This window comes from Salinibaculum salinum (assembly GCF_037645885.1).
Lineage (GTDB): Archaea > Halobacteriota > Halobacteria > Halobacteriales > Haloarculaceae > Salinibaculum > Salinibaculum salinum.
This window is the reverse complement of sequence record NZ_JBBENW010000003.1, coordinates 75,084-87,950: the sequence shown is the minus strand read 5'-3', so window position 1 is coordinate 87,950 and position 12,867 is coordinate 75,084. Positions and strand designations below refer to the sequence as shown.

The following is a 12,867-nucleotide window of genomic DNA, read 5'->3' as shown; positions in this document are numbered from 1 at the left end:
TCGTCCGTCCAGAAACTGCTCGTTGGGTCTCTTTATGTACAGTGTTCTACGTCAAACTGCGATGGACGGACTCCCCCGCGGATGGCTGGTTGCCATCGCACTGGCGCCATCGCTATCGCCGTCGACGGAGCCAACCCGCGCCGACGGAGGTAGCTGGTTCGACCCCGACTGGGACCCCAGTCGTCCTGTCGGGGGACTCTCGACACCCCACACTGCCCTGGTGGCCAGCGTAGTTCCCTGCTGACGCACTGTCCCCTGAACGTGTCCCCCTGACTTCCCCGGCCACTTCGGCCCTCCATCGCGTGCCCGGTCCCCGGGTTCGAACCGACGTTCTCAAACTGCCTGCCCCGGTAGCGACTGCCGTGTCCCGCGAGGCTGTTGCCCACTTGCGAACTGACCCCGCGCTCGCACCGCTCGTCGAGCAACACGGCCCGCTCGACCTGTCTCCGGCAGACGACATCTTCGAGCGCTTTGTCGTTTCCATCATCCGCCAGCAGGTGTCGATGGACGCTGCAGCGGCGATTCGGGAGCGCCTGTTCGAGCGCGTCGATGTCACACCAGCCACCGTTCGCGCTGCAGACGCCGACGTCCTTCGGGAGGCCGGATTGTCGGCGGCGAAAGTCGAGTACGTGAAGGCAGTCGCCGACCACTTTGCCGAGCGCGAGTACGACCGCGCGTACTTCGCCGATCACTCCGACGATGCGGTCATCGCCGAACTTACCGACATCCACGGTGTCGGCCTCTGGACCGCGAAGATGTTCCTCCTCTTTTGTCTGGGTCGCCCGGACGTGTTCCCCGTCGAGGACCTCGGCATTCGACAGGGGATGCAGGCTGTCGTCGATGCTGACCTTACGCGGGCGGAGATGCGCGAGCGAGCGAACGAGTGGCGGCCGTACCGGTCGTACGCGTCGCTGTATCTCTGGCGGGCTACCGACGGGTGACCCCCGCAGTTTAGTCCCTCGCCATCGAACACGTTTCTCACGGTGCTGACTGGCATGGCTCGCTACGAAACTACCGTCGAAGACGGCACGATTTACGTCGGGACGGCCGATGGCCCACTGGAAGTCGGTACCGTCGACGACGCTGTCGCCACTGTCGGCGGTCCGTCCTGGACTATCGTCTACTCCGACGAGGAACGCGAGCGTCATCCGGAGATGGACACCTCCGACGAAGGACTGACCGTCGACGTCGTGGACATGCTGCGAGCGATGACCCACTCCGAGCGGTTCGTCGAGACGCTCGCAGCCCAACCCGCGGAAACACCGGCTGACGACGACATTTCTCCGCGACTGGGTCTGCTGGTCGGCAAACTCTTGAACAATCTCGAAAGCGGGCTGGATTGAAACTGCGTCTGGCAAACTGACGGCCGTACCCGCCGCTGACCGGATAGTATCCTACACAGACAACGATAGCTGCTGCTCGCGGTTATTGAAGAGACGGTGTAGGTCAGCCGGCAATCACCACACGTCGAAACGCGGGCTGAAAGGTACCGGCTGACCGTGCCGTCTACCTGACTCTTTCCGGCGTTGCTACAAGACACCTCCGATACGCGAGTTCAGTGTGACCGACGTGTTCGGCCGGACTACTCGAAATCCCACAGCGACTGTTGCCCGTCGGTATTCCTCGACTGGTGGCTACCGGAAGCGTCCACAGAGTCCGTCTCGTCGGGTGCCCCGGGGTTTTCATTGGTGTCGTCGGTGTCGTCGCCACCACTCTCACCTGTGTTGTTTTCCCAGCCGTCGAGACTCGACTGGTCTTCCTCGGTGAACTGGAGATTCGAGACGCGAACACCGAGCTTGCGGACGCGGTCGTCGGCGAACTCCGTCAACAACTCCAGTGCGACCTCTTCGACGAGGGCGGCGTCTTCGACCGGTCCCGGCAGCGATCGAGCGCGGGTGTGTACGTCGAACGGTGGCGTCACGACTTTGATTCCGATGGTCTGGTAGAGTGCTCCCTCCTGCTGGGCTCGCTCTGCGACATCGCCCGCAAGCGCGCGGACCCGCTCGCGCTTCGTCTCCGTCTCTGCAGTCGGGTCGGTGAACGCGGATTCGCGGTTGAGACTCTTCGGCTTCCCCTTCGGTTCGACGGGTCGGCTGTCCTCGCCGCGAGCGAACCGATGGACCTCCAGTCCGCGCTCGCCGAATCGCTCCTCGATACGCGCCGCGTCCGCGCCAGCGAGGTCACCGGCCGTCTCGATACCCATCTCCCGGAACTCGTTCGCCGTGACCGGGCCGACGCCGTGGACTTCTTCGACCGGCAGTGGTGCCAGGAACTCCCGGACATCGCCGGGTTCCACGACGACAAGTCCGTCCGGTTTGTCGTGGTCGCTGGTCATCGCAGGGGCGATGCCGATACTGGCAGTGACGCCGACCTCCTCGTCAATGCGCGATTTGAGCGAGTGGCCGAACGAATGCAGGTCCTCGTCCCAGTCGATGCGGTCGGTCACGTCCAGGTAGGCCTCGTCGATGCTGACCTCTCTGACCCGGTCGGCCTCGTCGTGGAGAATCTCCTTTACCTCCGCGGCGACGGATTTGTAGAAGTCCAGGTCGACCGGGCGATAGAAGCCCGCTTCCTCGACAGCGAGGTCGGGGTCTTTTGCTGCTTCGACCTTTCGGGGGAGCTTCTCGAGCGCCTCGGAGATCGCCTGCGCTGACTCGACGCCGAACTCGCGGGCCTCGTAGCTAGCCGTGGCGACGGCACCGTGGGGCTCGTCGGCCTCGTAGCCCATCCCGACGACAAGCGGTTCGCCCCGCAGTGGCGGCTCGCGGAGGCGCTCACAAGCGGCGTAAAAACAGTCCATGTCGACGTGACAGACCACTCGCTCGCGCTCCTCGATAGCGACCGGCAACGTCCCGTGCCGCCCCATACCGATGGCTGGGGCTGGGCCGTGTTAAACGGTTCTCTCGAAAGAATCGACCGCAAAAGTGCCGCGGTGTAGCCGGCCGGACATACACCGGGCGCGTTTCCTGGACTGCGGTGCCAATTGACCGTAACGGTCGGCGGTCATTCCCGCCGGAAGCCCCGCTCACCAGGGCTTCATGTGAGTGTTATTGCCTACCATACTTAATCGTTGCGGCGATTTCCGAAACGTGAGACGCCCGAAGCTCACTCGATACTCGCGACGCGCTCCATCTGCCGCACGAAACAACTCGGACTGCAGTATTGCTCGGTCCGGTCGTCACGGCCGCCGTCGGCCGGAAGTACGTGCTCGACCCGTTCACCGCCCCCATCGGCGGCGACATCTCCGCCGCAGAATCCGCATGACGGCTGATCGTTCGTCGATTCGGACCGTCGCTGGCTCGCCAGTAGCTGTCCCTGATGTGTCCGGTTGTGAACTCCCATCTGTGTTCCTCCCATCACTCGCTGTGATGTGTTACCACACAGTTGCCAGTTCTGGCTCTTAACTCTCCGTCAGACGCTGAGCAGACACAAGAGCCGATGCGATACTTTCGAGACAGTGGCAGCCATCGACTCGACAACGGCGCCGCCAATGACAATAGAGCAAAGCGACAGGCCGTGTCCAGACTGTGAGCACCCGCTGCAAGTCATCTACGTGACCGAACTGCAGCAGGTCGTCTCCGGGTGGGCCTGTCCCGAGTGTGGGTATCTCGACTCCGAGAAGAACGGCATCGAGGACAGCGTCGACAAACCCGTCTCGCGAGAGTTCCTTCTGCGCATCGAGAAACCGCTCTCCGACGACGACGTGCGCGACCCGCTGGCGAGCGTCGAAGACGAGTTCCGCGCTCGGGCGCGTGCGGAGATGGCCGACGACGAGGTGTGGCTACTCATCGATCCCGACGAGGATCGTGTCGTCGATGCACGGCTGGGCGACGACGTAGAAGCATCCGAATCCTGACTTGCGCTCTTTTCCTCGCTCTTACAACTCCTCGCAGACGCGCTCGTGGAGTCGCTCCCGGATTCGGTGGCTCGCGTCGGCATCTGTTTGGAGTTCGATGACGGTCGTACTGCCGTCGCCGACCGACGAGTCGAATATCTCGAGGAACTCGGCGCGTCCGTCAACGCGTTCGAACGAGAGGTCGTAGAGGTCCTCGGTCGCTTCGAAGTCGAGCCCGTGTGGCGTTTTGAACTGCTCGGTGAACGGCGGGTCGAACGCTTCGATAGGGAGGATGTGGAAGATGCCGCCACCGTCGTTGTTGATGAGGACGATAGTTGCGTCGACGCCACATCGGCCGAGCGCGAGCAACCCGTTCATGTCGTGGTAGTAGGCGATGTCGCCGGTGACGAGCACGAGCGGGTCATCGGTGGCGCTGCCCGCACCCAGTGCGGTCGAGGTGACGCCGTCGATGCCGCTGACTCCGCGATTGCCGAACGCCGAAATCGCTGCCGTCTGTGGCCGCCCGAACCGGTCGAGGTCCCGGACCGGCATGCTGTTGGAGACGAACAGCGTCGTCGGGTCCGGGCAGTGCGCGGCCACGTCGTGGAGGACTGCCCCTTCGAAGTACTCCTCGTCGCAGGCGTCCTCGACGAGGTCCCAGTAGCGCGCCTCCGCGCGTTCGAAGCGCTCGCGCCACCCCGGGTTGCCGTCTGTGTCGACGGTTGCTGCCAGGTCAGAGAGAACCGCCGTCGGGTCGGCGACGACGTGGTCCGTTGCGGTGAACTCCGCTTCCGGCCAGTCACCGGCGGGATCGACGACGAGTTGGCGCGTGTCCGCGTCGCGGAGATACTGCCGGAGTACCTTCGACGTCGGCGAGAATCCGGTTCGAACGACGATGTCGGGGTCGGGCCAGTCGACGCCGGCGAGATAGGAGTCGTACCCGCCACAGACCGACGCCCACGCGACGTTCTCGCCGAATCGATGGCCCGAAAGCGGGTCCGCGAGCACGGGAAAACCGGTCGCCTCGGTGAAGGCTCGGAGCGCCTCCCGAGATGGGTCCGGTCCCTCCGATGGGCCACAGACGAGCAGTCCCCGCTCGGCAGTCTCGATAGCTGTGGCAAACCGGTCTACATCGACCCCGTCCAGTCGCGACGTTCCGGTCGTCGTCGTGACGAACGGGCCGTCGCGGCCAGACGCCGCCAACGGCGCGTCCCTCTCGAAGTCATCGGGTATGTCACCGGCCACCTCGGTCGGTTCGAGCGGTTTCCGAAACGGGACGTTCAGGTGGACCGGTCCGGCCGGTGTCCCGGTTGCATCACGGACGGCACGAGCGGCGCTTACCCGGAGCGACCTGACTTTCCGTGCTTCGGTTTCCGGCTCCGGGAGCGTCCGGTAGGAGCGGACGGCGTCGCCGTAGAGGTGCTCTTGCCGGGTTGTCTGGTTCGCGCCGCTGTCCTGCAGTTCTGGCGGGCGGTCCGCGGTCAACAGCAGAAGTGGCACGCGACTCTCGCTCGCCTCCAGCACTGCGGGGTGAAAGTTCGCCGCTGCAGTACCGGACGTACAGACGACGGCCGTCACGTCGCCGGTTCGGCGGGCGCGCCCGAGCGCGAAGAAGGCACTCGACCGTTCGTCGAGGTGTGAGAATACGTCGATGTCGGGATGCTCGGCGAACGCCACGGTCAGCGGTGTCGAGCGACTCCCCGGTGAGAGACAGACCGAGTCGACCCCGGCAGCGGCGAGTTCGCCGACGAGCGTCCGCGCCCACAGCGTGTTTCGGTTGGGCGCGGTCATGCCAGTTCGTCGAGCATCGGACCGTACTTCAGTTGCAGTTCGTCCCACTCCTCGTCGGGGTCGCTGTCGGCGACGATACCTGCACCGGCAAAGAGCGTCGCGGAGCGCTCGCCGGCCAGTGCCGACCGGATGGCCACGGCGAACGTCCCGTCACCGTCGGCGTCGAGCCACCCGATCGGGGCTGCGTACCAGCCACGGTCGAACGCTTCCGTCTCCCGAATTGTTCGGAGCGCGATGTCCGGCGGCAGTCCACCGACAGCCGGGGTCGGGTGCAACGCTTCGACCAGCGAGAGGATGTGTGTGTCTGCGGCCAGTTCTGCACGAATCGGCGTCTGGAGATGCTGGACGGTGTCGAGCTGGCGGACGGTCCGGCTCCCGGTCGTGATATCTGCGGCGAGGGGCGACAACTGGGCGCGAATCGCGTCGGCGACCAGCTCGTGCTCGTGAACGTCCTTCTCGCTCTCGCGAAGTTGAGAGGCGAGCCACTCGTCCTCCGCGGCGGTTTCGCCGCGCCCGGTCGAACCGGCGAGTGCTTCCGTCCGGACGGTCCGTCCGTCGAGAGTCACCAGCCGTTCCGGAGTCGCACCGAAGAAGGTACTCCCGACGGCCGGTTCGAACAGGAACCGGAAACAGCCGGGATAGGTCTGACTGAGCCGAGTGAGCGCGTCCGGCACGTCCACGTCTCGTTCGAGCGAAAGGGTCAGCGACTGCGCGAGCACGACCTTCTGGAGCGTCCCGCGGTCGACCTGATCGGTCGCAGACAGGACCTGTTCACGCCAGCCGCTCTTGGACGGCGTGGGGTTCCTGCTGGTAATACCCGGCGGGGCAGTCGGTGCGAGGTCGGGCAACGATACGAGTCGGTCCTGCCACTTCTCGAGTGTCTCCGTGGCGCGGTCGGCCGCGTCGACCCCGGTCGCAGCGGCTGTCAGCCACGCGCCGTCGGTGGTCATCGTCAACTGTATTGTCGGGAGAACGAACTGGGCTCCTGGATAGCCACTCCAGATGTCGTCGCCACCCGGGTCGGTGTGGTTCTCGTGAAACGCAAAGCCACCGAACAGGCGGGGCCGTGCGTCATCGTGGAGCCCGTCGGGCGTCTGCAGGTCGTCGAACAGTCCGTTCGCGGCGTCTTTGACGGCCGCAAATCGCTCTCTGCCGCCTGCAGCGATTGTCGCGGCAGCACCACCGGCGACGAGTGTCGTGGTAGCGTTCCCCCACGCGAAACGTGGTCGCTCGACGGCTTGGAGCATCGCCCGGACGGACGGGCGCTCGACCGGACACGACTTGACGACACCGGTGACCTCCGACACTGGCACCGCCTGTCCGTCGGCTCGCACTGATTCCATCTACCTCGTTTAGGGATTCCCAACGTTTGAGCCTAACTATACGCCGTGCCTGCTCTCCTCAGAGTTGGTGGGTCGGACTCCGCGATTCCGCTGTTCTATCGGAATATCGAGAGATATACGATATTTGGGAAGAAAATATCTACTCGAACCAAGTTCAGTTTAGCTAATCAGGTGATGATTTTGTGCGTTTCTGAACAACCCCCGTCAGGTTTAAATACCCCTCAGTCGAAGCACCCACCGTTGAGATGCCAAAGGTAGAGATCACGATTCCGGAACATCTCGAGATGCAGATCGCCCAGCTAGTCGAACAGGGCGAGTTCCTCAATCGCGAGGAAGCAATCGAGGACCTCCTTTCGACAGGGCTGAAGGCGTACAAAACGAGTGGCCCAAGCGACGACGAAGACGAACCCGGCGGACTCGAAGACGACGGGATGATGGGTCACGACGACGAGTACGTCTTCTGATCTCGCTCGCGGCGCGAGACAACGGTCCCCGAATTCTGGTAGCGACTCCCAAACAACCCTTAAATCGGAACCGAACCATTACTAGTAGTATGCACAAAGACGAACTACTCGAACTCCACGAACAGATGGTTACTATCATGGAGTACTTCAGAAACCTCGAACAGGTCGACAGCACGCTGTTCGACCCCTACGAGGAACTCGACGTCACACCGTCGGACGTCCACATGTCCAAGAGCGAGCACAAACACGCGGTGTTCGTTCTCGGGAATGCGCTCGCAAACGCGATGAGCGAAGACGAGTTCTCCGACGCCGGCCGCGTCGGCAAGCGAATGAAGGAACTCGCCGAGGACGCCGAGCGCAAACTGTAGTAGATTTTGAAAAGCAGTGCTCATTCGACCGAATACCGTCCTTCGGTCGATGTGCAACCCATGTCAAAATCTGCGACATCGTGCGCCATCTGTTCGTCCCGGTGCATTCGCCGGGTGAGTACTCTTTGCTGCCCTACTCTACTTCCAACGTATCCAGCAGCCCTGGGTCGGTCCGGAATTTCAAGACGTTGTGCAGTGCCTGGTTGCGGAGGCTATCGATCGCGTCGCCGTGCTCCTTGTAGAACTCGTGGACCCATCGGGACTCCGCCTCGCGGCCGGGGAACATCATGATCGTTTTCCACTGGTACGTGCCGGTCGAGAGGGAGTAAAACAGCGTGTGCTCGTCATCGCGGATGAACTCCATCGCCTCTCGCCATCGGTCGGCGTACTCGCTGGTGTCGAACTTGAACTCCATGAGCGTGAAGTTGAAATACGCCTCGTTGATGAGAATCGCGTCACGGAAGACCCCTTCCTCGCGCATCTTCCGGACCGATTCGCTGACAGTGACGTGTGACACGTCGATGTCGTACTTTTCCTCCAGCCTGTCGGCGAGTTTTCGCGAGGACAACTGCGGGTCTCGCGAGAGCTCCTTGAGAATACAGATGTCACGTTCGCTGAATTCCCAATCTGGCGCATCGTCCATGTTTCTACCAACTGTTCAGTGTGACGCAACATGTGGTTTACGGTGAAATGTAAATTGGGGTTAATTTAACCGGGTGGGTGAATCCACACTAAGGAGGGATCCATCTAGATCTACTACTCCCCTTCGAAGACAGGGTCGCGCTGTTCGACGAACGACTGTGCCCCTTCCGCGTGGTCCGCGGTTCCGAGTGTCTCTTGCAGGCTGTCGGCTTCTGCCTCGATACTCTCCGCGAAGGTTCGGTCCGCTCCGGACTCGATGAGCCGTTTCGACTCTCGCAACGCCACGGTCGGGCCAGTTGCGATGTGGTCGACGAGTTCTTGCGTGCGCTGTTCGAACACCTCATCGGGAAAGACGCGGTTGAACAGGCCGAGTTCCGCGCCCCGGTCGCTATCGACGAGTTCGCCGGTGAAGACCAGTTCTTTGGCGACGTTCTCACCGACCTGCCGGGGGAGCAGATACGAGGTCCCGGAGTCCACCGACAGCCCGACCTGTCGGAAACCGAAACTAATCTTCGACCGCTCGCTCGCCAGCACCACGTCACACGCGATAGCGAGTGCGCCGCCGGCACCGAACGCGGGACCGTCGACTTTCGCTATCGTCGGGAGCGGACACTCGTAGACCGCCTGCACTGCGCGGTTGATGGGTAGTCCGAACTCCTCGACGCGTTTTTCGATATCCATGTCGGTCGAGACGCCTTCGACCATCGCCTTGATGTCGCCGCCGGCACAGAAGTACCCACCCGAGCCCTGGACGACGAGACACCGCGCGTCGCTGTCTTCTACCGTCTCGACGGCCGCGATGAGTTGCTCGGACATCTCGACGGAGAGTGCGTTGCGAACGTCGGGATTGTTCAGCGTGATTGTGGCCGTCTCCTCGGCAACGTCGACGCGGACGAGTTCGCTCATGTCTCCGCTCGATGGGTGACACCGGCATAAGTGCTGGGTGGTGTCACGCGTCAGTAAGCATCGGTGCGATCTCGTCGAGGACCGCCGTTCCACTCGCACGACCGGTCAGGTCCGGTAGTTCGATGATGTCGGTCTCTTCGAACGCCGCCTCGATGTCTGCCAGCACGTCCTGCTGGCTGTCGCGCTGCGCGGTACACCGAGCGCAATTCTCGTTAACATCGGTGAGGACGCGGTTCACGACGAGATGCCCGACCGGTACATCGGCAGCACGGAGGCGTTCGACCAGTCGCTCTGTTTCGGCGAGAACGAGGCGCTCCGGTTGGCAGACGACGCGAAATTCCGTCTGTTCCGGGTCCCGGAGCAAGGCTGCGACTCGTTCCATCTCGTCGAGCAGGTCGGTAAACGCCCGGTCGTCTTCGTCGTCACCGCCCATCGTTGCGTACGGCCCGAAAAGCATCGTCTTCGCGGCGTCGGTCTTTCGGGACACCTGCTCGCGCACCGAGAGTGCCGTTTCGACGCCCGTCCCGACGGCCTGCGGGAGGTCGAGCAATCTGAGCGTGTGGCCTGTCGGTGCCGTGTCGAAGACGACGCGGTCGTACCGGTCGTCATCGGCGTAGCTATCGAGTGTCGTCAGTGCGGCCAGTTGGTCGCTCCCGGGAACCAGCCCAGAGCGAAAGAGGTCTGTGAGCCCCGCTTCGTCCAGGTCGATACCGGCACCGCCGAGGTCATCGGCCAGTGCCTCGAACAGGGCTTCGTACTGTGCTGTCCCCTTGCCGGGATCGACTTCGACCGCAGAGAGACACGGTTTGATCTGCGTGGGGTCACTTCCTACGTCGGTCTCGAAGACGTCACCCAGCGAGTGAGCGGGGTCCGTCGAGACGACGAGTGTCTCCTGGTCGCTGTCGGCGCTGCTCCATCCGGTCGCAGCCGCACACGTCGTTTTGCCGACGCCGCCTTTGCCGCCGTAGAGAATGACCGCTGGCATACGCTCACGTTGGACAGCAGGGATAAAAGCGCACCGCAGAAATAATCAGTACGTCCGCTCGATGAGGAAGTCTGCAATCCCTTCGAGCAGGTCCCGTGCGTCGTTGTCCGGGAGCGTCTGGAGGTTGTCCTTCCCACTCTGGACCAGGTCCTCCGCTTGCTCGCGGGCGAACTGGATGCTCCCGGCCTCTTCGAGCCGCTCGACTGCCTCGTCGATCTCTGCCTCGGTGACGTCTTCGACGCTGTCGGCCGCGACGAGATTGTCCACGTCGACACCGCTGCGGCGGGCGTGGACGGTGATGAGCGTCTGTTTGTTCTCGACGAGATCGCTCCCGCGCTGTTTTCCGAGCTTTTCGGTGGGCGTGGTCAGATCGAGCAGATCGTCCTGAATTTGGAACGCTCGGCCGATGTCGAGGCCGTAGCCGTACAGCGGATCGACCGCCTCCTCGTAGCCGAGCAGCATCGCCGGAATCGCAGCGGATGCCGCGTACAGAACCGCCGTCTTCAGTTCCACCATCTCCAGGTACTCGTCGGGCGTGACGGCACCGCGTCGCTCGAAGCTGATGTCGAGTGACTGTCCCTCACAGATCCGCGTACAGGTCGTCGCCAGCTCAGAAAGGGCCTGGACGGACCGTTCCGAGCGTGCGCCGGTTTCGAGCATCTTCTCGAAGGCTTTCGAGTAGAGCGTATCGCCCGCCAGAATCGCCGTCGAGAGGCCGTATTCCCGGTGAACGGCGGGGACGCCGCGCCGGACGTCGTCGTCGTCCATGATGTCGTCGTGAATGAGCGTAAACGACTGGATAATCTCGACGCTGGTGGCGGCCTCCATCACGTCGATGGGGTCGTCGTCCGCCGTGGGAAACGAACTGTAATCCGCGTCTTCGGGTTCGATATCGGCGAGTGACTCTGCGACCAGCAGGAGAATCGTCGGGCGGAGTCGTTTGCCGCCAGCCTCCAGCAGGTAGCGAGATGCCTCGTACAGCTCTTCGGGCTCTTGCAGTGGGAGTCCCTCGTCGAGGGCGTCGTTGATCTCGCCGCGTCGCGTCGCGATAGCCGCTTCGACCGCCTGCTGTCCCGACATTGCTCACTCGACCAGTGAAATCATGTTGCCGTTTCGTGTGATGTGCAGGTCGCGGCCGACCTTGTACCCCATCCCCTCCGCGAGGTCGACGTAGGGTGCAAAGCCTTCCATATCCTGGTGGGCCGGGATGACGTGCTCGGGCTGGAGTGCGTCGAGCATCTCGTAGTGACCCTCGCGGTTGAGGTGGCCGGAGACGTGGATGTCGTCGTAGATGCGGGCTCCCTGCATGCCGAGCAGCCGCTCGCTCTGGTAGCGCTGTCCCTCGTTGGTCGGCTCCGGAATCACTCGCGCCGAGAAGATGACCTTGTCACCGGCGTCCAGTTCGTACGGCGTCTCGCCGCGCCCCATCCGCGTGAGCATCGCGCGCGGTTCACCCTGGTGGCCGGTCACGACGGGCAGGAAGTTCTCCTTGCCCTCGTTCATGATTCGCTTGAACGTGCGGTCGACGGACTTCCGGTGGCCGTACATCCCGAGGTCCTCCGGGAAGTCGACGAAATCGAGTCGCTCTGCGGTGCCCGAGTACTTCTCCATCGAGCGGCCCAGCAACACCGGCTGGCGGCCGATATCCTTCGCAAACTCGACGAGGCTGCTCACACGGGCGATGTGTGAGGAGAACGTCGTCGCGACGATACCGCCGTCGTAGTCCTCCAGGCTGTAGATGACGTCTCTGAGGTGTTCGCGGGCGACCGATTCGCTCGGTGTCCGTCCCTTCTTCTGTGCGTTCGTACAGTCTTCGATGTAACAGAGGACACCCTCGCCCTCGCGGCCGATTTCGCGGAACCGCTCCATGTCGATCGGGTCGCCGATGACCGGGTTGTGGTCCATCCGCTTGTCCAGTCCGTAGACGACTGCTCCCTCGGGGGTGTGCAGGACCGGGTTGATCGCGTCGATGATGGAGTGGGTGACGTTGACGAACTCGAGTTCGTTGTGGTCGCCGATGGACATCGTCTCGCCCGGATCCATCTTGATGAGGTCGTTCTGAACGCCGAACTTCTCCTCGCTCTGAATCTGCTGTTTGACCAGTTCGATGGTAAAGGGCGTCGCGACGACGGGCGCGTCGTAGCGGTGGGCCAGCTTCGAGATGGCACCGATGTGGTCGAGGTGACCGTGGGTCGGCACGATGGCCTTCACGTCGCCTTCGAGGTCGGACATGACGCGGTCGTCCGGAATCGCACCCATGTCGATGAGATCCAGCGAGTGCATCCGCTCGGTTTCGACGTTGTCGTGAATCAGTACCTTCGAGAGGTTCAGCCCCATGTCGAAGACGACGACGTCGTCTCCGGCACGGACGGCCGTCATCTGTCGGCCGACCTCTTCGTATCCGCCAATTGTTGCAATTTCGACTTCCATGGTATCACGCCGAGGAAGCCACCCAAGACACCGGGCCGGCCGGCAGGGGTTACGAGACTACCGGGACGCACCGTTATCGCCGCCACGATGGCCGGTCGACTGT

At 63.0% G+C, this 12,867-nt stretch carries 15 protein-coding genes; 6 read left to right on the top strand and 9 right to left on the bottom strand.

Annotated elements, in window-relative coordinates; all coding sequences use genetic code 11:
* The first annotated feature begins 61 nt into the window (after positions 1 to 61).
* From WDJ60_RS05835 to WDJ60_RS05825, 3 genes are all read left to right on the top strand, one after another.
* The gene (locus WDJ60_RS05835; RefSeq protein WP_340099159.1) at positions 62 to 244 is read left to right on the top strand and encodes a hypothetical protein; all 183 of its coding nucleotides are present in this window, start codon (positions 62 to 64) and stop codon (positions 242 to 244) included.
* A 118-nt stretch (positions 245 to 362) separates the two neighbouring features.
* Positions 363 to 941, top strand: a complete 579-nt coding sequence (locus WDJ60_RS05830) for a DNA-3-methyladenine glycosylase family protein (protein ID WP_340099158.1) — start codon at positions 363 to 365, stop codon at positions 939 to 941.
* 54 nt (positions 942 to 995) lie between these two features.
* Positions 996 to 1,343: a hypothetical protein gene (locus WDJ60_RS05825; RefSeq protein WP_340099157.1), complete on the top strand. Its 348-nt coding sequence runs from the start codon at positions 996 to 998 to the stop codon at positions 1,341 to 1,343.
* Positions 1,344 to 1,582: 239 nt separating this feature from the next.
* On the opposite strand, the gene WDJ60_RS05820 is transcribed toward WDJ60_RS05825, so the two are convergent.
* A complete protein-coding gene (locus WDJ60_RS05820) occupies positions 1,583 to 2,866 on the bottom strand; it encodes a DNA polymerase Y family protein (RefSeq protein ID WP_340099155.1) in 1,284 nt (427 codons plus the stop codon).
* A 239-nt stretch (positions 2,867 to 3,105) separates the two neighbouring features.
* Entirely contained in the window at positions 3,106 to 3,342 is a 237-nt protein-coding gene (locus WDJ60_RS05815; protein WP_340099154.1) for a hypothetical protein, read from the bottom strand.
* Positions 3,343 to 3,490: 148 nt separating this feature from the next.
* On the opposite strand from WDJ60_RS05815, the gene WDJ60_RS05810 reads away from it, so the two are divergent.
* Entirely contained in the window at positions 3,491 to 3,856 is a 366-nt protein-coding gene (locus tag WDJ60_RS05810) for a hypothetical protein (RefSeq protein ID WP_340099153.1), read from the top strand.
* A 21-nt stretch (positions 3,857 to 3,877) separates the two neighbouring features.
* On the opposite strand, the gene menD is transcribed toward WDJ60_RS05810, so the two are convergent.
* Positions 3,878 to 5,626: a 2-succinyl-5-enolpyruvyl-6-hydroxy-3-cyclohexene-1-carboxylic-acid synthase gene (gene menD / locus WDJ60_RS05805; protein WP_340099152.1), complete on the bottom strand. Its 1,749-nt coding sequence runs from the start codon at positions 5,624 to 5,626 to the stop codon at positions 3,878 to 3,880.
* The gene (locus WDJ60_RS05800; protein WP_340099151.1) at positions 5,623 to 6,969 is read right to left on the bottom strand and encodes an isochorismate synthase; all 1,347 of its coding nucleotides are present in this window, start codon (positions 6,967 to 6,969) and stop codon (positions 5,623 to 5,625) included. The genes menD and WDJ60_RS05800 overlap by 4 nt, the downstream gene beginning before the upstream one ends.
* Before the next feature lie 245 nt (positions 6,970 to 7,214).
* Between WDJ60_RS05800 and WDJ60_RS05795 the strand changes: the two genes are divergently transcribed.
* Positions 7,215 to 7,433, top strand: a complete 219-nt coding sequence (locus WDJ60_RS05795) for a ribbon-helix-helix domain-containing protein (protein WP_340099150.1) — start codon at positions 7,215 to 7,217, stop codon at positions 7,431 to 7,433.
* Between the two features lie 89 nt (positions 7,434 to 7,522).
* Positions 7,523 to 7,801 (top strand): UPF0058 family protein, encoded by a 279-nt coding sequence (locus WDJ60_RS05790; protein WP_340099149.1) that lies wholly within the window; start codon positions 7,523 to 7,525, stop codon positions 7,799 to 7,801.
* 133 nt (positions 7,802 to 7,934) lie between these two features.
* Here WDJ60_RS05790 and WDJ60_RS05785 read toward each other — a convergent pair whose 3' ends face one another.
* The 5 genes from WDJ60_RS05785 to WDJ60_RS05765 all read right to left on the bottom strand — a co-directional run bounded on the left by WDJ60_RS05785 (position 7,935) and on the right by WDJ60_RS05765 (position 12,764).
* Positions 7,935 to 8,444, bottom strand: a complete 510-nt coding sequence (locus WDJ60_RS05785; protein ID WP_340099148.1) for an Lrp/AsnC family transcriptional regulator — start codon at positions 8,442 to 8,444, stop codon at positions 7,935 to 7,937.
* A 113-nt stretch (positions 8,445 to 8,557) separates the two neighbouring features.
* Positions 8,558 to 9,349: an enoyl-CoA hydratase/isomerase family protein gene (locus WDJ60_RS05780; RefSeq protein WP_340099147.1), complete on the bottom strand. Its 792-nt coding sequence runs from the start codon at positions 9,347 to 9,349 to the stop codon at positions 8,558 to 8,560.
* A gap of 43 nt (positions 9,350 to 9,392) precedes the next feature.
* Complete coding sequence (locus WDJ60_RS05775) at positions 9,393 to 10,334, bottom strand: ArsA family ATPase (protein ID WP_340099146.1); 942 nt, start codon at positions 10,332 to 10,334, stop codon at positions 9,393 to 9,395.
* A 45-nt stretch (positions 10,335 to 10,379) separates the two neighbouring features.
* Positions 10,380 to 11,414 (bottom strand): geranylfarnesyl diphosphate synthase, encoded by a 1,035-nt coding sequence (gene idsA3 / locus WDJ60_RS05770; protein ID WP_340099145.1) that lies wholly within the window; start codon positions 11,412 to 11,414, stop codon positions 10,380 to 10,382.
* A gap of 3 nt (positions 11,415 to 11,417) precedes the next feature.
* Positions 11,418 to 12,764, bottom strand: coding sequence for a ribonuclease J (locus WDJ60_RS05765; RefSeq protein ID WP_340099144.1), 1,347 nt, complete (start codon positions 12,762 to 12,764; stop codon positions 11,418 to 11,420).
* Positions 12,765 to 12,867: the final 103 nt, after the last annotated feature.